Below are 24,267 nucleotides of genomic sequence, written 5' to 3' on the forward strand. Positions count from 1 at the left end.
CTCTCCGCCCTCCCTGTGCGGTGGAGAGCGGATGTCCTGTTCGATTGTGGACTAGACCAGTACGGACTGTCCATGTGTTCGCGGCGGGAACTGTTTGCACGAACCGGCAGAGCCCGCCGGAAGACCGCTCAGCGGGTCTCGGTGACCTTGGCCAGGGAACGGGGGGCGTCGGGGTCCTGGCCGCGGGCGAGCGTGACCTCGTAGGCGAGCAGTTGCAGCGGCAGGATCTCCAGGATCGGCTGGATCTCCTCGGGCACGCCCTTGGTCGGCAGTGCGAACCCGGCCGAGGCGGACTCCGGCCCCACCTGCTCCTCGGCTCCCACCACGACGAGGTCCGCACCGCTGCCGCGCAGCCGCTCCAGAACCGGCTGGAGCGCCGCTCCGCCCCTGCCGTCGTTCACGATGGCGATGACCGGGGAGCGGCTGTCGAGCATGGCCAGCGGACCGTGCAGCAGGTCCGCCCCGGAGTAGGCGAGCGCCGGGATGTAGCTGGTCTCCATCAGCTTCAACCCGGCCTCCCGGGCCGTCGGGTAGCTGTAACCGCGGGAGGTGAGGACCATCCGCTCGGCGAACCGGTAGCGCTGGGCGAGCGCCTTGACCTCCTCGCCCCGGTCCAGGACCTGGACGGCGAGGTCCGGCAGCACGGTGGCGGCCGCGCCGTCCCCGCCCGCCAGGCCCTCGGCGAGCAGGTAGAGGGCGAGCAGTTCGGCGGTGTAGGTCTTGGTGGCCGGGAGGGCCTTCTCCGGCCCGGCGAGGACGTCGATGTGGAACTCGCAGGCCCGCGCCAGGGGAGAGTCGGCGTTGTTGGTCACCGCCAGGGTGACGGCGCCGGCCGCGCGGGCGGCTTCGGCGGAGGCCACCAGGTCCGGGGAGCCGCCGGACTGACTCACCGTGATCACCAGGGCCCCGGCGAGGTCCTGCCGCGCCTCGTAGACGGTGGTGACCGACATCGACGTCAGTCCGCAGGGCCTGCCCCACCGGGTCTCCAGCAGGTACTTGGCGTACAGCGCGGCGTTGTCGGAGGTGCCGCGCGCGGTGAGCAGCACGAAGCGGGGGTCGAGCGCGGCGATCCGCTCGGCGGTCTCCCGGATCCTGGGCGCGCCCTCCGCCAACAGCCGGCGCAGCACGGCGGGCTGCTCCGCGACCTCCCGGGCCATGATTCGGCCCGGCTGCTCGCTGTGCTGCTGGGTCGGGGTGGTGGCCGACATCTCTGGGTGCCTCCAGTCGCTGTGTGTGCGGTCCACGGCCGTCAGTGGCCGGCGTCCCTGCCGAGGATGACCTCCGCGGCGGCCCGTCCGCAGACGCGGGCGGCCCCGTGGGTGGCGATGTGCAGCGCCCCGGTCGGCCGGGCGCCCGGCACTCCCATCTCGACCACGACCGTCTCCGGCCGGGCGGCGACCAGTGCACCCAGTGCCTCGGCCATCCAGGGGTGGCGGTGGACATCGCGTACCACTGCGACGATCCTACGGTCAGCCGCGGCCTCCAGCACATTCGCCACCAGCGCGGGCACCCCGTGTGCCTGGGCCGCGTCGGGGTCGAAACGTCCGCTCCGGGTGCCCGGCAGGAGCCGTTCCAGTTCCGCGGCGATGCCCCAGGGGGTCTCGTCGCCGACGGCGATGTTCGGCCGCGGGCTGAACACCGCCACATAGGGCGCCTCGGCCAGCGGCCGGTACGGTGCCCCGCCGCCGGGAACCACTCGGAGCGCCCGGCGGGCGGCGGCCAGTCCCACTTCCGGAGCGTGGTCGGAGGTGCCCGAGGGGGTCGGTAGGCCCCGGGCGGTCAGCGTCCACCGGGCGAGCGCCCGCACCCGGTCGGCCGCGTCCGCGAGCCGTTCGCGCGGCAGTTCGCCCGAGTCGACCGCAGCCACCAGCGCGTCCCGCAGCCGGTCCACGGTGCCCTCGTCGGCGAGTCCGCCGCCGACGCAGATGGCGTCCGCTCCGGCGGCGATCGCCAGCACGCTGCCGCGTTCCAGTCCGTAGCTGCCGGAGACGGCCCGCATCTCCATGCCGTCAGTGACGATCAGCCCCTCGAAGCCGAGGCCGCCGCTGCTGACCGGTGCCCGTAGCAGGCCGGTGAGCGCGGCCCGGCTCAGGGTCGCCGGGTGGCGCGGGTCGAGCGCCGGCAGCAGGATGTGGGCGCTCATCACGGCCTTGGTACCCGCCGCGACCGCGGCGCGGAAGGGGGTCAGCTCCCGGCCGTGCAGGGTCTCCAGGTCTGCGTCGATCCGGGGCAGGTCGTGGTGGGAGTCGACGGCCGTGTCGCCGTGGCCCGGGAAGTGCTTGGTGCAGGCGGCCACCCCGGCGTCCTGCAGCCCTTCCACGTAGGCGGCGGTGTGCCGGGCGACGAGCTCCGGTGCGGAGCCGAACGAACGCACCCCGATGACCGGGTTGTTCGGGTCGGAGTTGACGTCGGCGGACGGCGCCCAGTTGAGGTTGACTCCGCAGTCGGCGAGCCGCCGACCCAACTCGCGGGCGACCGCGCCGGTCAGCTCCGGGTCGTCGACGGCGCCCAGGGCGAGGTTGCCGGGGAAGGAGGAGCCGGTGCGGGATTCGAGGCGGGTGACGTCGCCTCCCTCCTCGTCGATCGCCACCAGCAGGTCCGGGCGCTCCTCGCGCAGTCGCGCGGTGAGCGCCGCGAGCTGCTCGGGGGAGGCGATGTTGCGGCCGAAGAGCCCCACCGCGGTGAGCCCCTCGCCGATACGGCGCAGCAGCCAGTCGGGGGCGGTGGTGCCGGTGAATCCGGGTTGGAGTACGGCGAGGGCGTCGCGGGTGAGCGTCTCGCGGTCCTCGGTCACGGGCGGTTGGGTGGTCACGTCTCACTATCCCTTCACTGCGCCGGAGGTGAGACCGCCGACCGCCTTGCGTTGCAGGAACAAGAAGAGCACCAGGATCGGGAGGGCGAAGAGGGAGGCCGCCGCCATGGTGGCGCCCCAATCGTCCCCGAAGGCCGTCTGGAACTGGGAGAGCCACAGCGGGAGCGTCTTCGCCTCCGGGTCCTTGTTGAGGATCAGTACCAGGGGGAACTCGTTCCAGGCGGTGATGAAGCCGAAGAGGGAGGTGGCCATCAGCCCGGGGGCGAGCAGGGGGAGGATCACCTTGAGGAAGGCGCGCGGCCTGGTGCAGCCGTCCACCATCGCCGACTCCTCGAGTTCCTCGGGCACGGCCGCGATGAAGCCGCGCAGCATCAGGATGGTGAAGGGCAGCGCCATCACCATGTAGAACGCCGTGAGCGGCAGCAGCCCGTTCAGCAGGTCGGCGTCGCGCACGATCAGGTAGATCGCGATGACCATGACCTCCCAGGGGGCCATCTGGGCGATCATCACGGCGAGGATGAAGCCGCGGCGCCCCTTGAACCGCATCCGGGCGATGGCGAACGAGGCACACAGCGCGATCGCCAGGGAGAGCAGCACGGCGCTCACCGTGACGGTGAGCGAGTTGCGGACCAAGGTCCAGAAGTGCTCGGCGGCGACGGCTTTCCGGAAGTGCCCGAGGGTGGCGTCGGTGGGGAACCAGACCGGGGTCTCGGCGATGATGTCGGAGTTCGGTTTGAAGGCGGTGCTGAACATCCAGTAGACGGGGAAGAGGAAGCCGGCGCAGAGGACGACCGCCAGCACGTTGGGCCAGATCCGGCCGAAGGGTGTACGCCTCACGGAGCTTCCTCCTCCTGGCGCAGGACGATGCGGAAGTAGTACGACATCAGGGCGAGCAGGATCAGGATGGTGAGGACGGAGATCGCCGCCCCGGCCCCGAAGTGCTGGTTGCCCAGGCCCTCGACGAAGGCGTAGACGGGCAGGGTCTCGGTGAGCCGGTCCGGCCCGCCCTCGTTGATCGCGAAGACCTGGGCGAAGGACTTGAAGACCCAGATGACCTCGAGGAACGTGGTGGCGAAGAGGAACGGTCGGATGAACGGCAGCGTCACCGAGACGAACAGCCCGAACGGTCCGGCGCCGTCGAGCTCCGCCGCCTCGTAGAGCTCGCGGGGGATGGTGGTGGTGGCCGCGTAGAGGTTGAAGGCCACGAAGGGCACGGACTGCCAGACGATCAGCAGGGTGACCACCGAGAAGGTGGAGAGCTGCTCCCCGGTCCAGTTGTAGTCGGCCATCGCGTGCCAGCCGAGCCGGTCCAGGACGTGGTTGACCACCCCGAAGCGGCTGTCGAAGAGCCACTGGTAGACCGTGGTTGCCGCGATCACCGGCATCGCCCAGGCGAGCACCAGGCCGACCGAGAGCAGCAGCCGCATCCGCCCGCCGAGGCGGGCCAGCAGCAGCCCGGTGAGCGTTCCCAGGGCCATGATCAGGACGACGTTGACCAGGGTGAAGAGGATCGTGCGGCCGGTGACCTTCCAGAACTCCGGGTTGCCCAGGCTCTCCCGGTAGTTGTCCAGACCGTTCCACTCGGTGAGGTGCAGGATCAGCTGCCGGGCGTTCATGTTCTGGAAGGACAGCAGCAGGTTCTCCAGCAGCGGCCAGCCCAGGAGCAGCAGGGTGACGGCGACCGCGGGGAGGATCAGCAGGTACGGGGCGCGCCGGGGGCCGGGGGTCCGCCCCCCGGCAGGCCGCGGTGGGCCCTGTTCCGGTCGGCCCGAACCGCTCGGCTGCGGTGGGTCGCCCGGGGACGGCGCCGTCACCTTCCCCGCCCCGACCGAGTGGTCGACCGCCACTCCTTCGGATCGCCCAGACATGATCGCCGTCTCCTCCTGGCCCGGGAACGGTGTCCCCGGGCCGCCGTGGTGCGGCTGGCGCGCCGCTGGAAGCCTGGTGCCCGGCGCTCCGCGCCGACCCTGCCTGGCTGTGGGCCGGGGCGGCGCGGAGCACCTCCGTCCGGGGAACCGTCCGCCGGATTCCGGCGAGCGGCCTCCGGCCGGCTCGAACTACTGCTGCGCCAGCCGCTTGTTCAGCTCGGCTTCGACTTTCGCCGCCGCCTCCCGGTGCGGTACGCCCTTCAGTACGGCGGTCATGTAGCTCTTGATCGGGTTCGGCGGGTTCTCCACCGCCGCCCAACCGGGGATCAGCGGGGTGGTCCCGCCGAAGGAGGCAGCCGGGGCGGCGGCCTCGGCTGCCGGGTTGCCGGCCAGCTGGTCGCGGAGCGAGTCCTTGTTGGGGATCACTCCGGCCTCCTTGGCCAGCGCTCCCTCGTGCTTGTCGGAGAGCGCGATCCGGAGGAACTCCTTGGCCAGTTCCTGCTTCTCGCTGAGCGCGGCCACCGCGAGGTTGGAGCCGCCGAGGAAGACGCCCTCGGGCCGTTCGGCCTTCTCACCGGGGATGGTGAAGTAGCCGATGTCCTTCTCCAGGGACTTGTTCGCCTCGACGGCGGTGGCCGCCTCCCAGCCCATGCCGATGAAGGCTCCGGTCTTCCCCTTGGCGAAGACCTCGGCCTGCTGCGGGGTCGCCTCGTCCTTGTCCTTGGGCGCGTCGCTGAAGGAGTGGTACTCGCGGTAGATCTCCATGGCCTTGCCGACCTTGGGGTCGGCGAGGTTGGAGACCCACCTGCCGTCCTCCTTCTTCACCAGGTCGGCACCCTGGCCGATCAGCAGTCCGTCGAAGAAGTACCAGTTCTGTCCCGGCAGGTAGATGGGCTCGGCGTCGGTCTTCGCCTCGATCGCCGCCAGGTCGTCGAAGAACTCCTGGCGGGTCTTGGGCGGGGCGTCGATGCCGGCTTCGGCCCAGATCCGCTTGTTGTAGATGACGACCCGGTTGGCCACGTACCAGGGGGTGGCGTACTGCTTGTCGTCGACGACCGAGGAGGCGTTGATCGCCTCGGTCCAGTCGGCGCCGATCTCCTTCCGGAGTTCGGTCAGGTCGGCCAGGCCGCCGGTCTGGGCGTAAGCCGGTGTCTGGGTGTTGCCGACCTCGACGACGTCCGGCGGGTCCGACTCCGACAGGGCGGTGGTCAGCCGCTGCTGGATGCCGTTCCACTGCTGGGTCTCGAACTTGAGCTTCGCCCCGGTCTTCTGCTCGAACTCGGAGGTGACCGCCTTCGTCCATCCCTTGGGCGCTGATCCGTCCATGGTCCAGACGGTCAGCGTCTGCCCCTCGTAGCCGTCCCCCGCCTTCTTACCCTCGTCGCCCGACCCGCAGGCCGCGACGGTGAACAGCATGGCCGCGACACCTGTCGCCGCTATGAGCCGACGCTTCACAGCACCCTCCTCGGCAGACCGCGTATGAGCCCCCACAGCTCGCACCCGGCTAATGGTTTAGACCAGTCGAGAGCTTGGCCTAGACCTTTCCAGGAGTCAAGACTTCTTGCCGGAGTCGAGCGGTGTATAAGAGCTCTGCGGAAGACGGGGGTGTCAGCTCGCCTTGCGCACCTGCGAAGATGGAATCGCGACCGGCGGAGGGGCCGTGCCGCGATCGGGGCACCGAGGGCCCCGATTCGGAGATCGGTTTCCGAACGACATGCGCCGAGTGCCGTGTGGCGGACGTGATCCCCTGGGAGCTCCAAGTACGGAGGAGCCGGTGACGGCAGCAGAACAGGAGCCGGGAAGGCCGAGGATGGCGAACGAACAGGAGGCCGTGGCGGAGGAGTCGACCGGATCGCCCGGCGGCAGGCGGGTCGCGAGGGTGCCGAAGTACTACCGGCTCAAACGGCACCTCCTGGAGATGACCGAGAGACTGCCCCCCGGCTCCGCGGTCCCGCCCGAGCGCGCCCTCGCCACCGAGTTCGACACATCCCGCACGACGGTCCGTCAGGCCCTCCAGGAACTCGTCGTCGAAGGCCGGCTGGAGCGCATCCAGGGCAAGGGCACCTTCGTCGCCAAGCCCAAGGTCGCCCAGGCGCTGCAGTTGACCTCCTACACCGAGGACATGCGCGCCCAGGGGCTCGAACCGACCTCCCAACTGCTCGACATCGGCTACGTCGTGGCCGACGACCGCCTGGCCGGCTCACTCGGCGTCGAGGCCGGTGGGCGGGTGCTCCGGATCGAGCGGCTGCGGCTGGCCAGCGGTGAACCGATGGCGATCGAGACCACCCATCTGTCGGCGAAGCGCTTCCCGGCGCTCCGGCGTTCCCTGGTGAAGTACAGCTCGCTCTACACCGCGCTGGCGGAGGTCTACGGCGTACGCCCCGCGGAGGCCGAGGAGACGATCGAGACCTCGCTCGCCACCCCGCGGGAGGCCGGACTGCTCGGGACCGACGTGGGGCTGCCGATGCTGATGCTCTCCCGGCACTCGGTGGACGCGGAGGGGGCCCCGGTGGAGTGGGTGCGCTCGGTCTACCGGGGAGACCGGTACAAGTTCATCGCCCGACTCCGCCGTCCGTCCGATTAGTCTCGAGTGCCGGCCCGGCCGTGGCCCTGACTGGAATTCAGAACAACGGCTGAGCTGGGACTTTGGCAAATGTTTCCGTTCCGGTATGCGGACGGGTGATGACGTTTGGCAGGACCCTGCCATACATTTCCAGACACCACACGACGACTCGGCGCGCGGTAGCGAGCGGATCGGCGAACGGCGTCGTGCGGCTTCGGGTCCAAGGCGGAGGAGGGAGGCGACGCGGAGCGTCGTCGACCGTCGACAACGCCGGATACGAGCCGCACGACGCCGGGAGCCCGCTCGCCATCGCGCCACCGGGCCGTAAGGCGTTCGGAGAGGAAACGGAGAGCCCTCGCCATGGCAGAGCCCGCCCCGCCGCGCACCCCCGGGCGCAGCGTCACTCCCAGAACCATGATTACTTGGACGGTCGTCGCCCTGATCGGCGCGGCCGGTTGGACCATGCTCGCCCTCTCCCGCGGAGAGGAGGTCTCGGCGGCCTGGATGGTGGCAGCCGCCCTCGGCTCGTACGCGATCGGCTACCGCTTCTACTCCCGGTTCATCGCGAACCGGGTGCTGAAGGTGGACAAGAACCGGGCCACCCCGGCCGAACGGCTGGACGACGGGGTCGACTTCCACCCCACCGACCGACGGGTGCTGCTCGGCCACCACTTCGCGGCCATCGCGGGAGCGGGACCGCTCGTCGGCCCGGTCCTCGCCGCGCAGATGGGCTACCTGCCCGGCACCATCTGGATCATCGTCGGCGTGATCCTGGCCGGCGCCGTCCAGGACATGGTGACGCTCTTCTTCTCCATGCGGCGGGACGGCAAGTCCCTGGGGCAGATGGCCCGCGACGAGATCGGCCCGGTCGGTGGCGCCGCAGCGCTGATCGCCGTCTTCGCCATCATGATCATCCTGCTGGCGGTGCTGGCGCTGGTCGTGGTCAACGCGCTGGCCGGCTCGCCGTGGGGCACCTTCTCCATCGCGATGACGATCCCGATCGCCTTCCTGATGGGCTTCTACCTGCGAGTACTCCGCCCCGGCCGGGTTACCGAGGTCTCCCTGATCGGTGTCGCGCTGCTGCTCCTGGCGATCGTCTCCGGCAGCTGGGTGGCCGACTCCTCGCTGGCGGACACCTTCACCCTCTCCCCCGGCACCCTCGTCATCTGGCTGGTCGTCTACGGTTTCGTCGCCTCGGTGCTGCCGGTGTGGATGCTGCTGGCTCCGCGTGACTACCTGTCCACCTTCATGAAGATCGGCACCATCACCCTGCTGGCGATCGGCGTCGTCGTCGCCCTGCCGAACATGAAGATGGACGCGGTCACCGAGTTCGCCTCCCGGGGCGACGGGCCGGTCTTCGCCGGATCGATGTTCCCGTTCGTCTTCATCACCGTCGCCTGCGGCGCGCTCTCGGGCTTCCACGCCCTGGTCTCCTCCGGCACCACCCCGAAGATGATCCAGAAGGAGAGCCAGGTCCGGATGATCGGCTACGGCTCCATGCTGATGGAGTCCTTCGTCGCCGTGATGGCCATGGTCGCCGCCTGCGTCATCGACCCCGGACTCTACTTCGCGATGAACGCCCCGGCCGGCGTCATCGGTGACACCGTGCAGTCGGCCTCGCAGGCGGTCGGGGGCCTCGGTTTCAACATCTCGCCCGACGAACTGGCCGCGGCCGCCAAGGCGGTCGAGGAGGAGACGCTGCTCTCCCGCACCGGTGGCGCTCCGACGCTCGCCGTGGGTATGTCGGAGATCTTCTCGCAGGTCTTCGGCGGCCACGGGATGAAGGCCTTCTGGTACCACTTCGCCATCATGTTCGAGGCGTTGTTCATCCTGACCACGGTGGACGCCGGCACCCGGGTCGGCCGTTTCATGCTCCAGGACACCCTGGGCAACGTCTTCAAGCCCTTCCGGAACGTCAGCTGGAAGCCGGGGCTCTGGTTCACCAGCGCGGTCGTCGTCGGCGCCTGGGGCTACTTCCTCTGGGTCGGCGTCCACGACCCGCTGGGCGGCATCAACCAGCTGTTCCCGCTGTTCGGCATCGCCAACCAACTGCTGGCCGCCGTCGCCCTGGCGGTGTGCACCACGCTGCTGGTCAAGTCCGGTCGGCTGAAATGGGCCTGGGTGACCGGCATCCCGCTGCTCTGGGACGTGGCGGTCACTCTGACCGCCAGCTGGCAGAAGATCTTCTCCGACGACCCCAAGATCGGCTTCTTCAGCCAGCGCGCTGTCTACCAGGACGGCATCGATGCCGGGGAGGTGCTGGCCCCCGCGAAGAACATGGACGACATGCACACCGTCGTCACCAACTCCACCGTGGACGGTGTGCTTTCCGCGCTCTTCGCCATCCTGATCATCCTGGTGCTGCTGGACGCCGCCCGGATCTGCGTGAAGGCCGTCCGCGATCCGCGGAGCGTGCGGCTGGAGGAGGCGCCGTACACCGAGTCGAAGATCGTCGCACCCGCCGAACTCTGGGCCACCCGCGAGGAGAAGGCCGAACTGGTGGCGGCCGGGGTCGGCAGCGAGGGCGGGGTCCCACGGCAGCGGAGCGAAACGGACAGCGGCGCTCCGCGCTCCGGGGCAGGCTCGGGCGGTGACTCGTGAGGGCCCCGGCCCTCCGACATCTCGCGGCCCGCGCCCGCTGGTTCTGGCGCGAGGCCACCGGCGAGGCGGCCTACGAGCGCTATGCCGCCCGGGCCCGGGCACACGATCCGGGGGCGGAGGTGCTCAGCCGCCGAGACTTCGAGCGGCGGCGCGTCGACGCCCGGGAAGCGGATCCACGCGAGGGATTCCGCTGCTGCTGAACCGATGAGCGGTCACCGCTGACCGCCGGGCCACGCCGATCGAGGAGATCGGTGAAGGAGGGCCGCCACCCCACCGGACCGACCCCCGGGGTGGCGGCCTTCGGCCTGTCTCCCGCAAGGCGGCTCCAGGCCCGACGGGGGACCGCCGTGGGGCCGGCGACCCGCCGCGGCGGCCGCCGGCGATTCCAGACGGAAACTCCGCGCCCCTCGGCGGTCTTCCACCCCGCTGCTGGCAAGGCCGCCACCGAACCGGCCGGATGTCCCCCTGCAAAGACCACCGGCCATATCGCAGCACAACATATGGGGTCGCTGGCGTAGCGAACCACAAGATGTATGCTCGTGCTCGCTGCCCACGCAGGGGAATCCGGTGTGAGTCCGGAACTGTCCCGCAATGGTGTGACAGGCATACTTTCGCATGCCTGTCGAGTCCAACTACCTGCCGGCAGCCGACGCCCGGGAAACCGCCGGGCGCCGATTTCGTCCAGGCTCCGAGGATGAGCCGACGGACGCTGCCGGTGGTGTGGCCCCCGTCCTCTCCGGACGCCCTCGTACCGCCTCCGCGGCCCGTCGCGCCCCCACCCTCGCGAGCGACAACGAGCGAGGGAGAGCACCACCTTGACCATCGCGCCCGCCGACCCCGTTTCAGCCGCGCAGAAGGCCACCGCTCCGGTCACCGCCGCCGCCGGCACGACGGACTCCGGCACCGACGCCGCCGGCACCGCGCTGCTGCGCACCCTGACCGAGCTCACCGCCGACCTGCCGTCGACCGACCCGGGCCGGGTCGCCGCCGCGGCCTTGCGGGGGCGCCATCCCGGTTCGGACGAGGCGGAGTTGCGGGCCCTGGCCACCGAGGCGGCGGCCGGGCTGATCTCGGACGATCCGGAGTACTCCCGGCTGGCCGCCCGGCTGCTGACCCGCGCCATCGCGGAGGAGGCGGCGACGCAGGGCGCCGGAGCCTTCTCGGAGTCGGTGGCGACCGGGCACCGCGAAGGTCTGATCGCCGACGGGACGGCCGCCTTCGTCGCCCGGCACGCGGACGCGCTCGACGCCCTGGTCGACGCCGCGCTCGCCGCGGGCAACGACGACCGCTTCGGCTACTTCGGGCTGCGCACCCTGCACAGCCGCTACCTGCTCCGCCACCCCACCACGCGGCAGGTCATCGAGACCCCGCAGCACTTCATGCTCCGGGTCGCCTGCGGACTGGCTGCGGACGACTCCCCGCAGGCGGTCGAGGAGGTGGCCGACCTCTACCGGCTGATGAGCCGCCTCAACTACCTGCCCAGCTCCCCCACCCTGTTCAACTCAGGCACCCGGCACCCGCAGATGTCCTCCTGCTACCTGCTGGACTCACCGCTGGACGAGCTGGACTCGATCTACGGCCGCTACCACCAGGTGGCGCGGCTCTCCAAGCACGCGGGCGGCATCGGCCTGCCCTACAGCAGGGTCCGCGCCCGTGGCTCACTCATCCGCGGCACCAACGGTCACTCCAACGGCATCGTCCCGTTCCTGCGCACCCTCGACGCCTCGGTGGCTGCCGTCAACCAGGGCGGCCGGCGGAAGGGCGCGGCCTGCGCCTACCTGGAGACCTGGCACGCGGATATCGAGGAATTCCTCGAACTCCGGGACAACACCGGCGAGGACGCCCGCCGGACGCACAACCTCAACATCGCCAACTGGATCCCGGACGAGTTCATGCGGCGGGTCGAAGTGGACGCCCTGTGGTCGCTGTTCTCCCCCTCCGAGGTGCCGGAACTGGTCGATCTGTGGGGGCCTGAGTTCGACGCCGCCTACCGCGCTGCCGAGGAGCGGGGCCTGGCCGCCAAGCAGTTGCCCGCCCGGCAGCTGTACGCCCGGATGATGCGCACCCTCGCCCAGACCGGCAACGGCTGGATGACGTTCAAGGACGCCGCCAACCGGACCGCCAACCAGACCGCCGAGCCGGGCCGGATCGTCCACTCCTCCAACCTCTGCACCGAGATCCTGGAGGTGAGCGACGACGGGGAGACCGCGGTCTGCAACCTGGGCTCCGTCAACCTCGCGGCGCACCTCGGGGAGGACGGCGAGCTGGAGTGGGAGCGGCTGGACGCGACCGTCCGCACCGCGGTCACCTTCCTCGACCGGGTGGTCGACATCAACTTCTACCCGACCGACGAGGCGGCCGCCTCCAACGAGCGTTGGCGGCCGGTCGGGCTGGGGGTGATGGGCCTCCAGGACGTCTTCTTCCGGTTGAAGCTCCCCTTCGACTCCCCGGCGGCGATCCGGCTCTCCACCAGGATCGCCGAGCGGATCATGCTCGCCGCCTACGAGGCCTCCTGCGACCTCGCCGAACGGCACGGACCGCACCCGGCCTGGTCGGAGACGCGCACCGCGCGCGGGGTCCTCCACCCGGACCACTTCCCGGACGCGGCCGCGGAGCCGGAGTGGGCGGAGCGCTGGACGGCGCTGCGCGCCCGGATCGCGGAGACCGGGATGCGCAACTCCCTGCTGCTGGCAATCGCTCCGACCGCCACCATCGCCTCCATCGCGGGGGTGTACGAGTGCATCGAGCCGCAGGTGTCGAACCTCTTCAAGCGGGAGACGCTCTCCGGGGAGTTCCTGCAGGTCAACGCCTACCTGGTGGAGGACCTCAAGGAGCTCGGCCGGTGGAACCCGCAGACCCGGGAGGCGCTGCGCGAGTCCAACGGATCGGTCCAGGAGGTCCCGGGCCTGCCGGCGGAGGTCCGGGAGCTCTACCGGACGGCCTGGGAGATCCCGCAGCGTGCCCTGATCGACATGGCCGCCGCCCGCACCCCCTACCTGGACCAGAGCCAGTCGCTGAACCTCTTCATGGCTTCGCCGACCATCGGCAAGCTCAGCTCGATGTACGCCTACGCCTGGAAGAAGGGCCTGAAGACGACCTACTACCTGCGTTCCCGACCGGCCACCCGGATCGCCCGGGCCGCCGGCTCCGTGGACGGCGCGGCCAGCGCCGCCGCCCTCCCCGCCCAGCAGACCGCGGACGCCGAAGCCGCCGCCTGCTCCCTGGAAAACCCCGAGTCCTGCGAGGCCTGCCAGTAATGACCGACACCACCGACAGCACCGTGAAGAACCTGCTCGACCCGGGCTTCGAGCTGACTCTCCGTCCGATGCGCTACCCGCACTTCTACGAGCGCTACCGGGACGCCATCAAGAACCACTGGAGCGTTGAGGAGGTCGACCTGCACTCGGACGTCAGCGACCTCGCCAAGCTCTCGCCCGAAGAACAGCACCTGATCGGCCGCCTCGTCGCGTTCTTCGCGACCGGTGACTCGATCGTGGCGAACAACCTGGTGCTCACCCTCTACAAGCACATCAACTCCCCGGAAGCCCGGCTGTACCTGTCGCGGCAGCTGTTCGAGGAGGCGGTGCACGTCCAGTTCTACCTGACGCTGCTGGACACCTACCTCCCCGACCACGACGACCGGGCCGCGGCCTTCGCCGCCGTCGAGAACATCCCCTCCATCCGGGAGAAGGCGCAGTTCTGCTTCCGGTGGATGGACTCGGTGGAGGACATCGACCGGCTGGAGACCAGGGAGCAGCGCCGCCGATTCCTGCTCAACCTGATCTGCTTCGCGGGCTGCATCGAGGGGCTGTTCTTCTACGGCGCCTTCGCCTACGTCTACTGGTTCCGCTCCCGCGGCCTGCTGCACGGGCTGGCCACCGGCACCAACTGGGTCTTCCGCGACGAGTCCATGCACATGGAGTTCGCCTTCTCCGTGGTGGACACCGTCCGGGAGGAGGAGCCCGACCTCTTCGACGACGAGATGGCCAAGCAGGTCACCGCGATGCTGGAGGAGGCGGTCGAGGCCGAGCTGCAGTTCGCCCGGGACCTCTGCGGTGACGGGCTGCCGGGCATGAACACCGCCTCCATGCGCCAGTACCTGGAGTGCGTCGCGGATCAGCGGCTGCGCCGCCTGGGCCTGCCCGCCCGCTACGGCTCGCAGAACCCGTTCTCCTTCATGGAGCTCCAGAACGTCCAGGAGTTGACGAACTTCTTCGAACGACGCTCCTCCTCCTACCAGATGGCGGTCGAGGGCTCGGTCTCCTTCGACGACGACTTCTGATCGGGGCGGGCTCCGGACGGAGAAGGCCCGCACCGCGCGGTCGCGCGGTGCGGGCCTCTCCTGTGCGATGCGGTGGTTCACGCCCCGGGTGCGGAGCTCCGGCTCATCTCCCCGGGCCCCCGTAGTCCTACCGGACCGGCATCGCGTGGGACTCAGACGCCGCAGGTGGGCGCCGACCAGTACCGGCTCGGACGGTGGTCGACGTGCGTGTGGTCGTTGTGACCCGGGTAGCCCGGGCCGAGGATCCCGTTGAAGCCGTGGTTCCGGGCCGCCTTGGCCAGGGTGCACAGCGAGTGCGGCGAGACGCCCAGGTCAGCTGCGTCGCCGTACATGTGACGGCTGTTGGACGCGCCCCCGACCGCACTGTTGCAGGACTTGGAGCGGAAGCCGCTGGTGACCCGGATCGGCTTGTCGCCGAGGGCGTGCCGGAGCGCCTCCAGCTTCCACATCGTGCGCAGCGCGTTGGACTTGGCGGTCGCCGCGCTGACGGCCCCACCCGACCAGTTCGAGTTACAGCGGTTCAGCTCGCTGTAGGTGAAGTGGATGGGGGTGCAGTCGTTGTCCTGCAGGGCGTAGATCTTGCTGAAGGTCTGCGGCCCGGCGACGCCGTCGGCGGAGAGGCCGTAGGCCGCCTGGAACCGCTTGACGGCGGCGGCGGTGGCCGGCCCGTAGGAGCCGTCGATGGCGAGCACCTGACCGGTGCCGGGGTAGCCGGCGACACGGATCTGGAGCTGCGTCACGTCGGCGCCGGTGGCGCCCTGCTTGAGCGTCCGCGACCAGGTGTAGCAGCCGTCCGCGTGCGCCGTGCCCGCGGTGGCCGCCACACCGGCGGTCATGCCAGCCATGACCATGACAAAGGAAATTACGAATCTCAGGGTACGTCTGAGCACAGGTCCTCCCAGGCGATGAGTGGTCTGTGCATGAGACTGACGGGTAGGTCAACACGCGTCAACCGGTGCCGCCTGGCAACAACCGGCAACGTCGGGTAACCGCGGAACCACGAGCGGCCCGGCGGACCACCGCCGGGCCGGACTGGGGCTGGATGGACAGCGGACCCGCCGCGAAGGGCCGGACCCCGCGCCGTCAGTCGTTGGGAACGGTCTCGTAGCGGGGGGTGCCCTCGGCCATCTGCCGCAGCGCGTCCTTCCGGTCGCGCTTGGCGAGCCGATCGATGTAGAGATAGCCCTCGAGGTGGTCGGTCTCGTGTTGCAGGCAGCGTGCGAAGTAGCCGGTGCCGCGCACCACGATCGGCTTGCCCTCCAGGTCCTGTCCCCGGCAGACCGCGTAGTCCGGGCGGGCCAGCGAGGCGTAGGCGGTGGGCACCGAGAGGCACCCCTCGTTGGAGTCGTCCAGTCGGCGCTGCTCGGCCGGGAGTTCGTCGATGACCGGGTTGCAGATGACGCCCACGTGCCGGACGCCGTCGTCGTCCGGGCAGTCGTAGACGAAGACCCGCAGGTCGACACCGATCTGGTTGGCGGCGAGTCCGACACCCTCCGCCGCCCGCTGGCTGGCGAACATGTCGTCCACCAGCGCGGCGAGTTCCGGACCGAACTCCGTCACGTCCCGGCAGCGCTTGTGCAGCACCGGGTTGCCGACCACGGTGATCGGGCGGGCGGTGCCGCGTTCCCGGTGTGCCAGCTCGCGCTCCGCGGCATCCACCGTGTCGTCGGTGAACTCCAACGGCTCCTCGTCCGCCGCCTGCTGTCCGCTGCCCTGCTGAGCCATGTCCGCCGTAAGCCTTCCTGGGAAACCGCCGCGGTCGATCCGAGCCGCGCCCTACAGGGTACGGGACCCGGTCAGCAGACCTCTTCGAGATCGCGCCACTCACGGGTGTCCGGGCTGTCCGCCACCCAGCCGTCCAGCAGTCCCCGGACCAGCCCCGGAGGCGCCGCGAGCCCGCACTCCCGCTCCGGCGCCCACCGCTCGCCGTCGGTGCGGTGCCCCAGCGGCCCCGGCTGGCCGGGCTCGCTGTGGTCATGCGGGTCCAGGTGGCCGCCCTCGCCCTCGTCGCTGGGCATCCTGCTCTCCGAACAGGTGCGGCAGAGCAGCCGTACCGACGAGGACCAGTCCTCGGCGGCGAAGCCGGCGTCCGCCGCGAGCCGCTCCAACGCGTCCCGGTCAGCCTCGGTCGCCGCCTCCAGGAGCACCACCCAGGTCGGCACGGCGGAGGGCGCCCAGAGTTCGATCTCGTCGAAGACCGGGTACACCGGACCGGCCGCGGTCACCCGCTCGCCGTGCGGCACCCCGTCGTGGAGCACCACCTCGCCCCAGCGCCGTCCGGAGGACGGCAGCGGGATGCTCTGCACCTCGATCCGCGCGGGGTCGACCCGGCGCCCCCACACGACCTCGGCCTCCCCCTCGGGGGAGAGCCGCACGGCCGCGCCGCCCAGCTCCATTCCGGTCGGCTCGGCGGCCGGCCCGCCGTCCTCCGGCACCCGCAGCCCGTACGCCTGCCAGGCGCGGCGCGCCAGCGGCCAGTCCTGGAGGGCGGTGGCCGCGATACCGACGTTCCACCAGTCGGGGGCGCCGGTCCCCCGGTCCAGCAGCGCCACGGCGCGCAGCCCGGCCGAGCGGGCCTGCTCCCAGTCGTGGCGGAACTTGTGCAGCAGGGCCAGGTTGAACCAGGACTCGGAGAGCCAGGGCTCCAGATCGGCGGCGCGGGTGAGCAGTGCGCCCGCGTCCTCGTAGCGGCCGTCCCCGATCAGCGTGAACGCCCGATCGGTCGCCTGCCGCCACGAAGCGGAGGGCCGGTGCCGTGCCCTGCCGAAGATCCTCACGATTTCGCCTGCCGATTCGCTCGTATCCGTTGTCCGCGCATCAGCCGACCGCCGTGTCGGCGCCGACGCCGCAGCCGGTCCGAACGGCGTCATCCTGCTTGAGGACAACCTGCCACACATCGGCCGCTGTCTCAGCCCGGATATCGACGCCCATGCCCACTTCGGCCGCCCCTCGAACCCCCTTCTCCCGCATCCAACCATGTCGATCGTGGGCGCCGGCCGGCGCCCGTGGCCCCGGCCGTGCGCGTGCGGCGCCGCACCCGGCCCGGGGACGGCGACCCCAGCCTTCGACGGGCGGGTTCCCGGACCGGCCGGGGGAACACGTCGGAAACGGAGCGAGGGGGAGCTGACGGGCGGCGTCCGGTGTTCACCGGCGGCGCGCCCCGAGCCCTGCGCCGCCCAGCGGCTCTCAGGCGGGGTCGGCTCCGGGCGGGCTCGCGGAGGTACCGGACACCTCGGTGTCCGCAGGCCCCGGGGCGGGGACGCCGGAGGCCAGGGCCTCTCCCGCCCCGGCGGCGGACCCCCCACCGCCCTCGGCCGCCGACCCTCGGGACTGCTCCTCGGCGACGGCCTGCTCCAGCACGCTCTTCTCCGGGACGGACTCACCGGCACGGATCAGCTCAATCCGGCCCATGACCTTCGACCGCAGGTCACCGGGGACGTCGTCATGTCCGCAGCAGCGCTTCACCAACTTCTTGACGGCCTGCTCCAGTCCGTACTTCTCCAGGCACGGGGAGCACTCGTCGATGTGCACCTCGAACTTCGACCGGTCGCTCTCGGGCATCTCGCGGTCGAGGAACTCATAGAGGTGGTCGAGCACCTCCGAGCAGTCCGTCTCGTGCGGTTCTCCGCAGCTCATGAGCGCGAGCCTTTCGAATCGTGCGACTCGCCCGAGGCAGCGCCGACCCCCGCCGGAACCAGCCCGCGCTCCCGGGCGTAGTCCTCCAGCAGGCCGCGGAGTTGACGGCGACCGCGGTGCAGCCGGGACATCACCGTGCCGATGGGCGTTCCCATGATGTCGGCGATCTCCTTGTAGGCAAACCCCTCGACGTCCGCGAGATAGACCGCGATGCGGAACTCCTCGGGGATCGCCTGGAGGGCGGCCTTGACATCCGAGTCCGGCAGGTGGTCCAGCGCCTGCGACTCGGCGGAGCGCAGCCCGGTGGACATGTGCGACTCGGCGCGGGCCAACTGCCAGTCCTCGATCTCCTCGGCTCCGCTGCGCTGCGGCTCGCGCTGCTTCTTGCGGTAGGAGTTGATGAAGGTGTTGGTCAGGATGCGGTACAGCCAGGCCTTGAGGTTCGTGCCTTCCCGGAACTGGTGGAAGGAGCCGTAGGCCTTCGCGTAGGTCTCCTGCACGAGGTCCTCGGCGTCCGCCGGGTTCCGCGTCATCCGCAGCGCGGCGGAGTACATCTGGTCGAGGAAGGTGAGAGCGTCACGTTCGAAGCGCGCGTTCCGCTCCGCCGCCGTCTCCTCCCGGCCGCCACGGCCCTCCGCCGACTCGCCCCGCTCCGGCCCTGCGTCGGTCCCAGTGACCTGACCCACCTCCTCCAACGCCCCGGCGCGGCCGCCAGCCGACCCGCCCGAATCGGAGGATAGACGACGATCCACTCCACCCGCCGTCACCGCGGGGGCACCCTGCGCCAGCGTCACCCGGGACCACCTGGCATCCGAGCTCGGACGGGGCGGGCACTGGATCGAACCCATGCGATGAACTCCCTCTCCTCGTGATGTCACCGGGTATGCCGCTCGCGGTCCCGCCGGCGCCTTGGCGGCAGCGGTCGCCCGACGTACCGAACGGTGCTATCTCCAGGCGTAACCGAAACGATCCGCCGGTTATTCCGGGCCGGCCGCCCGCGGCGCCGGCCCACCGGGCCGGATCGGGAGTCCGGTCAGAAGAGCGTGGACTCCTCCGGGGCCTCGAGCTCCTCCAGCAGCTCCGGCCCGTTGTTCGCGACGCTGCTGACTCTGGTGGAGACCGGGTAGGCCCGCAGGGCTCCCGCGGGAGGCGGTGCCAGCAGCGAACGCAGCTCCCCCTGCTCGGTCCGGGGGTCCAGCCAGGGGTCCCAGCGGTCCTCCGGCAGCACCAGCGGCATCCGGGGGTGGATGTCCGCCAGCGCCCGGGGGCCGTCCTCCGACCTGGTTCCGGCGCCTGCCAACGGGGCGGTCTCCGCCTCCGTGGTGACCACCGTGCACGTCGCCCACCAGGCCTGCGGATGGTCGGCGGGCAGAGCGGGGTCGCGCCAGAACTCGAACAGGCCGGCCATCGCCATCACCGAGCCGTCCACCGGGGTCACGAAGTAAGGCTGCTTGCGCGGGCGCTTCCGCTTGCCGGCCTCCTCCAGCCGCCGCTCATCGACGCCGGTGACCCACTCGTAGTAGCCGTCGGCCGGTATCAGGCAGCGCCGGGCGGCGAAGGCCTGCCGGTAGGAAGGCCTCTCGTGCACGGTCTCCGCCCGGGCGTTGATCATCTTCACCCCGACATCCGGCGACTTCGCCCAGGAGGGCACCAGCCCCCAGCGCAGCGGCCTCAGCTGGCGTACCGGTGCGCCGGAGCCCGAGCGGCGGTCGACCCGCTCCAGTACGGCGTGGACCGTCTTGGTCGGCGCGACGTTCCAGTCCCGGGCGAGCGTCTCGGCCGAGTCCCAGCGCGCCACCCCGAACCGTTCGACGAGTTCCTCCGGCCCACGGCCGGCTGCAAATCTCCCGCACATGCCTGCCAGACTGCCACGACGCCCGTGGACCCCGTCCAGTCACCCGTTCGACCCGAGGGAGCCGACCGCCCCATGGAGAACATCAGCAGCATCGGCGATCTCTGGGACCGGGTCACCGGCATCCAGCCCGCCCCCGACACCTGGCTGGTGGTGGCCACCGGGGTGATCGCCCTCGCCGCGGTCCTCCCGCACCGGGTGTGGCGGCTGAGCCGGAACGCGGTGACCATCGCCCACGAGGCCGGCCACGGGCTGGTCGCGCTGCTCAGCGGTCGCCGCCTGGAGGGCATACGGCTCCACTCCGACACCTCGGGGCTGACCGTCTCCCGGGGCAAGCCCACCGGGCTGGGCATGATCCTCACCGCCGCGGCCGGATACACCGCGCCCTCCCTGATCGGGCTCGGCGGGGCCGAACTGCTGGTCTCCGGTCACATCACTGCGCTGCTGTGGGGGGCCACCGCCCTGCTCGCCGCCCTGCTGGTGATGGTCCGCAACGCCTACGGGGTGCTGACCGTCGTCCTCGCCGGTGGCGCGTTCTTCCTCGTCTCCTGGTTCACCGACGCCGAGGTGCAGGCCGGGTTCGCCTACGTCGTCGTCTGGTTCCTGCTGATCGGCGGTGTGCGGCCGGTCTTCGAACTGCAGCGGAAGCGCCGGCGGGAGGGGGCCGCGGACTCCGACGCCGACCAGCTCTCCCGGCTGACCAACGCCCCGGCCGCGGTGTGGCTCCTCTTCTTCCACGCGGTCTCGATCAGCGCGCTGATCGGCGGCGGGCGGTGGCTGCTCGGCCGGTGACCCGCCCCCGGGCCCCGGTGAGGCGGAGCGGCCAGGCTGATCACTCCCAGTTCTCTCCGTCCCACACGCTTTGCCGCTCTCACCGTTTTTGATCAGACTTGACCCGTACTACGAACGACTAAAGTGAGCCTCATGACCGGTACCTCCCTGCACCCCGACCCCTGGCCCGCTCCGCTCGCGCCCGGCCCCGTCGACGCGACCGTCACCGTGCCCGGATCGAAGTCGGTCACCAACCGGGGCCTGGTGCTGGCCGCCCTCGCCGCCGAACCCGGCTGGCTCCGCCGCCCCCTGCGCTCCCGCGACACCCTGCTGATGGTCGAGGCGCTCCGCGCGATGGGCGTCGGCATCGAGGAGGCCCCCTCCCGCAGCGACTTCGGCGCCGGCGGTCCCAGCGGAGGCGGGGAGGCGTGGCGGGTCATCCCGGCCGGCCTGCGCGGGCCGGCGAGCGTGGACGTCGGCAACGCCGGCACCGTGATGCGCTTCCTGCCGCCGGTCGCCGCGCTGGCCGACGGCCCCATCCGCTTCGACGGGGACCCCCGCTCCCACGAGCGCCCGCTGCACGGGGTGATCGACGCGCTGACCGCCCTCGGCGCCCGCATCGACGACGACGGCCGCGGCGCGCTGCCGCTGACCGTGCACGGCGGCGGCGCGCTGGACGGCGGACCGGTCGAAGTCGACGCCTCCTCGTCCTCGCAGTTCGTCAGCGCCCTGCTGCTCTCCGCGCCGCGCTTCAACCAGGGCGTCGAGGTGCGCCACACCGGGGAGACCCTGCCGTCCCTGCCGCACATCCGGATGACCGTCGACATGCTCCGGGCGGCCGGAGCCGCAGTGGACTCCCCCGACTCCGGCGGCGAGCCGAACGTCTGGCGGGTCGCGCCCAGCGCGCTGCTCGGCCGGGACCTGATCGTCGAGCCGGACCTGTCGAACGCCCAGCCGTTCCTCGCCGCCGCGCTGGTCACCGGCGGCCGGGTCACCATCCCCGACTGGCCGGCCCACACCACCCAGCCCGGTGACGCGCTGCGCGAGATCTTCACCGAGATGGGCGGCTCCTGCGAGCTCACCGAGAGCGGACTGACCTTCACCGGGAGCGGTTCCGTGCACGGCATCGACGTGGACCTGAGTGACGTCGGGGAGTTGACGCCCGGCATCGCCGCCGTCGCCGCGCTCGCCGACTCGGAGTCGGTGCTGCGCGGGGTCGGCCACCTGCGGCTGCACGAGACCGACCGGCTGGCCGCACTCACCAAGGAGTTGGGCGCCCTGGGCTGCGACATCTCCGAGACCTCGGACGGGCTGCGCATCCGGCCGCGTCCGCTGCACGGCGGCGTCTTCCACACCTATGACGACCACCGGCTGGCGACCGCGGCCGCGGTGGTCGGCCTCGCGGTGGAAGGGGTGCAGGTGGAGAACGTCGCCACCACGGCGAAGACCCTGCCGGACTTCCCGGAGCTGTGGACCGGGATGCTGGGTTCGGAGACCGCCCCGGCCGGGCCAGCCGTGCAGGGCTGAGGGCCGGCCCGATGCGCCGCTACGGCAAGAACCCCGACGAGGACGACGTACGCGTCCGGCCCAACCGCAAGGGCAACCGCCCCCGCACCAACATCCGGCCCAAGCACGAGGACGCCGCCGAGGGCATGGTCCTCACCATCGACCGGGGCAGGCTGACCTGCCTGGTCGAGGATCGGACGGTGATCGCGATGAAGGCCCGCGAACTGGGCCGCAAGAGCGTCGCCGTCGGGGACCGGGTGGCCGTCGTCGGGGATCTGTCGGGGGACGAGGGCACCCTGGCCCGGATCGTGCGGATCGGGGAACGCCGTTCGGTGCTCCGCCGCACGGCCGACGATACCGACCCCTTCGAGCGGGTGATCGTGGCCAACGCCGACCAGCTGGCGATCGTCACCGCCCTGGCCGACCCGGAACCGCGCCCCCGGCTCATCGACCGCTGCCTGGTCGCCGCCTACGATGCCGGCCTGGAGCCGCTGCTGGTGCTGACCAAGTCCGACCTGGCGCCGGCCGACGAGTTGCTGGAGACCTACGGGCCGCTCGGTCTGGCGCACATCGTGACCAGCCGCGAGGAACTGGCGGCCGGGGCCGCGGCGGAGATCGTCAGGGAGCGGCTGGCCGGCCGGACCACCGTCTTCGTCGGGCACTCCGGCGTGGGCAAGACCACCCTGGTCAACTCGGTGGTGCCGGGCGAGCGGCAGCGGGCCACCGGCCGGGTCAACGCCGTCACCGGCCGGGGCCGGCACACCACGACCTCGGCGCTGGCGCTGCCGCTCCCGGACGGCGACGGCTGGGTGATCGACACCCCGGGGTTGCGCTCCTTCGGGCTGCACCACGTCGACCCCTCGCGGGTCATCCTCGCCTTCCCCGACCTGGAGCCCGGCACCGCGGACTGCCCCCGGGCGTGCGGGCACGACGAGCCCGACTGCGCCCTGGACCGCTGGGTCGCCGAGGGGCACGCGGACCCCGAGCGGCTGCTCTCGCTCCGCCGGCTGCTGCGGAGCCGGGAGCGCCGCGCCGGGGACTGAGATCCCTCGCGCGGGCCCGGAGGTCGAGCCTCGGCGGCCCAGGAGCAACCTCCCCGGAGGGCCGGGCCCGGCTCCTGGAACGCCCCGATCCGGTTCGAGCATCGAACACGCTCCCAGGTTCGGCTGCCGTCCGGCCGCACTCGGCTACCGTGCGTCCGTACACGGCGTGGCTCTGCCGGAGAGCCGCGGCACGCACCCGGCTTGGCACCGGCGGCCGACCGGCGGGCCGGGGCAGGCACCGTTCGGGAGGCAGAGGGATGGCGTGGCTCCTGGTGGTGGTCGCCGGACTGCTGGAGACCGGTTTCGCGGTCTGCCTGAAGCTGTCCCACGGCTTCACCCGCCTGTGGCCGACCATCGCGTTCTGCTGCTTCGCGCTGGGCAGCTTCGGTCTCCTGACACTCTCCCTGAAGAAGCTGGACGTCGGTCCGGCGTACGCGGTGTGGACCGGAATCGGGGCGGCCGGTACCGCGATCTACGGCATGGTCTTCCTCAACGACCTGGTCTCGGTGCTCAAGGTCATGTCGATCACGCTGGTCATTCTGGGCGTGATCGGGCTGCAACTCGCCGGCTCCAGCCACTGAACCGCACCTGGACCGCAGCGGTCGTCCGCCGCCGGACCTTCGGCGTCCGGCCCCGGGTCACCGCCGGTCGGCGCCGTCGGCCCGCGCACCCGGTGCCCCCCTCGGCCCGGCGCGGTCGGCCCGGCAGCCGCGGAGCAGCAGCGCCCGCTCCTCGGCACCGCCGGGGACCAGCACGCAGGAGAGCGCGAGCCGTAGCACCGCTTCACCGTCGCGCCGCAGTTCCTCGGTGAGCGGGCCGTGCCGGCCCCCGGCCAGCACCGCCACCGCCCTTTCGCGGACCTCGCCGAGGAGTTCGGCCGGGGACGGCGGCGGGACGTCCGCGCGCCGCCCGGTTGACGAGCGCCCCCGCCGGAGGGTGTCGTCGGGCCACGCCGGCCGTGGCAGCCACTCGCTCCAGCAGCCGGTGAGCATGGCCCGCAGCAGCGGACTGCCCCTCGCCGTCCGTACCGTCCATCCGGCCAGCGCCACCAGGCGCTCGGCCGGGTCCGGTCCTCCGGGAGCGGTCAGCACCCGCTCCACGCCAGCGAGGAAGACGTCGGCCTCCCGCCGCAGGAGCGCCCGGGCCAGCCCCTCCTTGTCCCCGAACTCGTGGTACAGGGTCTGCCGGGACACCTTCGCCGCCACCGCCACCTCCACCATGCGCACCCGGGACCAGGGCCGCACGGCGATCGCCCGCGAAGCGGCGTCGAGCAGGGATTCGCGCGCTGTGGGCATACCGCCTCCAGGCCTCACGGCTCACCTAGCGTCGTACG

Annotated in this window: 22 protein-coding genes; 9 read left to right on the forward strand and 13 right to left on the reverse strand. The window is 71.4% G+C overall.

Translation table 11 applies throughout. From position 1 onward, the window contains the following. Positions 1–128: 128 nt before the first annotated feature. From BGP73_RS16465 to BGP73_RS16485, 5 genes are all read right to left on the reverse strand, one after another. Positions 129–1,208, reverse strand: a complete 1,080-nt coding sequence (locus tag BGP73_RS16465) for an SIS domain-containing protein (protein ID WP_069815582.1) — start codon at positions 1,206–1,208, stop codon at positions 129–131. A 41-nt stretch (positions 1,209–1,249) separates the two neighbouring features. Next, positions 1,250–2,812, reverse strand: coding sequence for a glycoside hydrolase family 3 protein (locus tag BGP73_RS16470; RefSeq protein WP_244501235.1), 1,563 nt, complete (start codon positions 2,810–2,812; stop codon positions 1,250–1,252). A gap of 6 nt (positions 2,813–2,818) precedes the next feature. Further along, positions 2,819–3,649, reverse strand: a complete 831-nt coding sequence (locus BGP73_RS16475) for a carbohydrate ABC transporter permease (RefSeq protein ID WP_069815584.1) — start codon at positions 3,647–3,649, stop codon at positions 2,819–2,821. Continuing rightward, complete coding sequence (locus BGP73_RS16480; RefSeq protein WP_079127589.1) at positions 3,646–4,680, reverse strand: carbohydrate ABC transporter permease; 1,035 nt, start codon at positions 4,678–4,680, stop codon at positions 3,646–3,648. The genes BGP73_RS16475 and BGP73_RS16480 overlap by 4 nt, the downstream gene beginning before the upstream one ends. A 189-nt stretch (positions 4,681–4,869) precedes the next feature. Further along, a complete protein-coding gene (locus BGP73_RS16485; protein ID WP_069815586.1) occupies positions 4,870–6,135 on the reverse strand; it encodes an extracellular solute-binding protein in 1,266 nt (421 codons plus the stop codon). A gap of 355 nt (positions 6,136–6,490) precedes the next feature. On the opposite strand from BGP73_RS16485, the gene BGP73_RS16490 reads away from it, so the two are divergent. The 5 genes from BGP73_RS16490 to BGP73_RS16510 all read left to right on the forward strand — a co-directional run bounded on the left by BGP73_RS16490 (position 6,491) and on the right by BGP73_RS16510 (position 14,126). Next, complete coding sequence (locus tag BGP73_RS16490) at positions 6,491–7,264, forward strand: GntR family transcriptional regulator (RefSeq protein ID WP_069815588.1); 774 nt, start codon at positions 6,491–6,493, stop codon at positions 7,262–7,264. A gap of 339 nt (positions 7,265–7,603) precedes the next feature. Further along, on the forward strand, positions 7,604–9,844 hold the full coding sequence (locus BGP73_RS16495; RefSeq protein WP_069815591.1) for a carbon starvation CstA family protein: 2,241 nt from the start codon (positions 7,604–7,606) through the stop codon (positions 9,842–9,844). Further along, positions 9,841–10,044, forward strand: a complete 204-nt coding sequence (locus tag BGP73_RS16500; protein ID WP_069815593.1) for a CstA-like transporter-associated (seleno)protein — start codon at positions 9,841–9,843, stop codon at positions 10,042–10,044. The genes BGP73_RS16495 and BGP73_RS16500 overlap by 4 nt, the downstream gene beginning before the upstream one ends. Positions 10,045–10,659: 615 nt before the next feature. Then, positions 10,660–13,101 carry a ribonucleoside-diphosphate reductase subunit alpha gene (locus BGP73_RS16505; RefSeq protein WP_069815594.1) on the forward strand — a complete coding sequence of 814 codons (2,442 nt, stop codon included), beginning with the start codon at positions 10,660–10,662 and terminating at the stop codon, positions 13,099–13,101. Continuing rightward, complete coding sequence (locus BGP73_RS16510; protein WP_069815596.1) at positions 13,101–14,126, forward strand: ribonucleotide-diphosphate reductase subunit beta; 1,026 nt, start codon at positions 13,101–13,103, stop codon at positions 14,124–14,126. Before BGP73_RS16505 ends, BGP73_RS16510 begins: the two co-directional genes overlap by 1 nt. Positions 14,127–14,278: 152 nt before the next feature. Here BGP73_RS16510 and BGP73_RS16515 read toward each other — a convergent pair whose 3' ends face one another. The 7 genes from BGP73_RS16515 to BGP73_RS16540 form a co-directional block, all read right to left on the reverse strand. Next, the gene (locus tag BGP73_RS16515) at positions 14,279–15,016 is read right to left on the reverse strand and encodes a D-Ala-D-Ala carboxypeptidase family metallohydrolase (RefSeq protein WP_244501236.1); all 738 of its coding nucleotides are present in this window, start codon (positions 15,014–15,016) and stop codon (positions 14,279–14,281) included. Positions 15,017–15,209: 193 nt separating this feature from the next. Next, positions 15,210–15,851: a peptide deformylase gene (def, locus tag BGP73_RS16520; RefSeq protein ID WP_069815599.1), complete on the reverse strand. Its 642-nt coding sequence runs from the start codon at positions 15,849–15,851 to the stop codon at positions 15,210–15,212. A gap of 71 nt (positions 15,852–15,922) precedes the next feature. Then, positions 15,923–16,903 (reverse strand): tetratricopeptide repeat protein, encoded by a 981-nt coding sequence (locus BGP73_RS16525; protein ID WP_069815602.1) that lies wholly within the window; start codon positions 16,901–16,903, stop codon positions 15,923–15,925. A gap of 40 nt (positions 16,904–16,943) precedes the next feature. Beyond that, positions 16,944–17,096, reverse strand: a complete 153-nt coding sequence (locus BGP73_RS23155; RefSeq protein ID WP_170837854.1) for a hypothetical protein — start codon at positions 17,094–17,096, stop codon at positions 16,944–16,946. Between the two features lie 216 nt (positions 17,097–17,312). After that, positions 17,313–17,762 carry a mycothiol system anti-sigma-R factor gene (gene rsrA / locus BGP73_RS16530; protein WP_069815604.1) on the reverse strand — a complete coding sequence of 150 codons (450 nt, stop codon included), beginning with the start codon at positions 17,760–17,762 and terminating at the stop codon, positions 17,313–17,315. Beyond that, positions 17,759–18,448, reverse strand: a complete 690-nt coding sequence (locus BGP73_RS16535; protein WP_069815605.1) for a sigma-70 family RNA polymerase sigma factor — start codon at positions 18,446–18,448, stop codon at positions 17,759–17,761. The genes rsrA and BGP73_RS16535 overlap by 4 nt, the downstream gene beginning before the upstream one ends. A gap of 347 nt (positions 18,449–18,795) precedes the next feature. After that, positions 18,796–19,617, reverse strand: coding sequence for an SOS response-associated peptidase (locus BGP73_RS16540; protein WP_069815606.1), 822 nt, complete (start codon positions 19,615–19,617; stop codon positions 18,796–18,798). Between the two features lie 72 nt (positions 19,618–19,689). On the opposite strand from BGP73_RS16540, the gene BGP73_RS16545 reads away from it, so the two are divergent. The 4 genes from BGP73_RS16545 (at position 19,690) to BGP73_RS16560 (ending at position 23,515) form a co-directional block, all read left to right on the forward strand. Next, complete coding sequence (locus BGP73_RS16545; protein WP_069815607.1) at positions 19,690–20,406, forward strand: M50 family metallopeptidase; 717 nt, start codon at positions 19,690–19,692, stop codon at positions 20,404–20,406. Between the two features lie 132 nt (positions 20,407–20,538). After that, positions 20,539–21,912 (forward strand): 3-phosphoshikimate 1-carboxyvinyltransferase, encoded by a 1,374-nt coding sequence (gene aroA, locus BGP73_RS16550; protein ID WP_069815608.1) that lies wholly within the window; start codon positions 20,539–20,541, stop codon positions 21,910–21,912. A gap of 11 nt (positions 21,913–21,923) precedes the next feature. Then, entirely contained in the window at positions 21,924–22,934 is a 1,011-nt protein-coding gene (gene rsgA / locus BGP73_RS16555; RefSeq protein WP_069815899.1) for a ribosome small subunit-dependent GTPase A, read from the forward strand. Positions 22,935–23,191: 257 nt separating this feature from the next. Then, on the forward strand, positions 23,192–23,515 hold the full coding sequence (locus BGP73_RS16560) for a DMT family transporter (RefSeq protein ID WP_069815609.1): 324 nt from the start codon (positions 23,192–23,194) through the stop codon (positions 23,513–23,515). A gap of 57 nt (positions 23,516–23,572) precedes the next feature. On the opposite strand, the gene BGP73_RS16565 is transcribed toward BGP73_RS16560, so the two are convergent. Continuing rightward, complete coding sequence (locus tag BGP73_RS16565; protein ID WP_069815610.1) at positions 23,573–24,229, reverse strand: TetR/AcrR family transcriptional regulator; 657 nt, start codon at positions 24,227–24,229, stop codon at positions 23,573–23,575. Positions 24,230–24,267: the final 38 nt, after the last annotated feature.

The organism is Streptomyces sp. TP-A0874, from assembly GCF_001748085.1.
Lineage (GTDB): Bacteria > Actinomycetota > Actinomycetes > Streptomycetales > Streptomycetaceae > Streptomyces.

Excerpts from the sequence above, each read along its gene's own strand:
- BGP73_RS16465 (WP_069815582.1), bottom strand. The coding sequence starts at position 1,208 with ATGTCGGCCACCACCCCGACCCAGCAGCACAGCGAGCAGCCGGGCCGA.
- BGP73_RS16480 (WP_079127589.1), bottom strand. The coding sequence starts at position 4,680 with ATGTCTGGGCGATCCGAAGGAGTGGCGGTCGACCACTCGGTCGGGGCG.
- BGP73_RS16490 (WP_069815588.1), top strand. The coding sequence starts at position 6,491 with ATGGCGAACGAACAGGAGGCCGTGGCGGAGGAGTCGACCGGATCGCCC.
- BGP73_RS16495 (WP_069815591.1), top strand. The coding sequence starts at position 7,604 with ATGGCAGAGCCCGCCCCGCCGCGCACCCCCGGGCGCAGCGTCACTCCC.
- BGP73_RS16510 (WP_069815596.1), top strand. The coding sequence starts at position 13,101 with ATGACCGACACCACCGACAGCACCGTGAAGAACCTGCTCGACCCGGGC.
- def (WP_069815599.1), bottom strand. The coding sequence starts at position 15,851 with ATGGCTCAGCAGGGCAGCGGACAGCAGGCGGCGGACGAGGAGCCGTTG.
- BGP73_RS23155 (WP_170837854.1), bottom strand. The coding sequence starts at position 17,096 with ATGCGGGAGAAGGGGGTTCGAGGGGCGGCCGAAGTGGGCATGGGCGTC.
- rsrA (WP_069815604.1), bottom strand. The coding sequence starts at position 17,762 with ATGAGCTGCGGAGAACCGCACGAGACGGACTGCTCGGAGGTGCTCGAC.
- BGP73_RS16540 (WP_069815606.1), bottom strand. The coding sequence starts at position 19,617 with ATGTGCGGGAGATTTGCAGCCGGCCGTGGGCCGGAGGAACTCGTCGAA.
- BGP73_RS16545 (WP_069815607.1), top strand. The coding sequence starts at position 19,690 with ATGGAGAACATCAGCAGCATCGGCGATCTCTGGGACCGGGTCACCGGC.
- aroA (WP_069815608.1), top strand. The coding sequence starts at position 20,539 with ATGACCGGTACCTCCCTGCACCCCGACCCCTGGCCCGCTCCGCTCGCG.
- rsgA (WP_069815899.1), top strand. The coding sequence starts at position 21,924 with ATGCGCCGCTACGGCAAGAACCCCGACGAGGACGACGTACGCGTCCGG.
- BGP73_RS16560 (WP_069815609.1), top strand. The coding sequence starts at position 23,192 with ATGGCGTGGCTCCTGGTGGTGGTCGCCGGACTGCTGGAGACCGGTTTC.
- BGP73_RS16565 (WP_069815610.1), bottom strand. The coding sequence starts at position 24,229 with ATGCCCACAGCGCGCGAATCCCTGCTCGACGCCGCTTCGCGGGCGATC.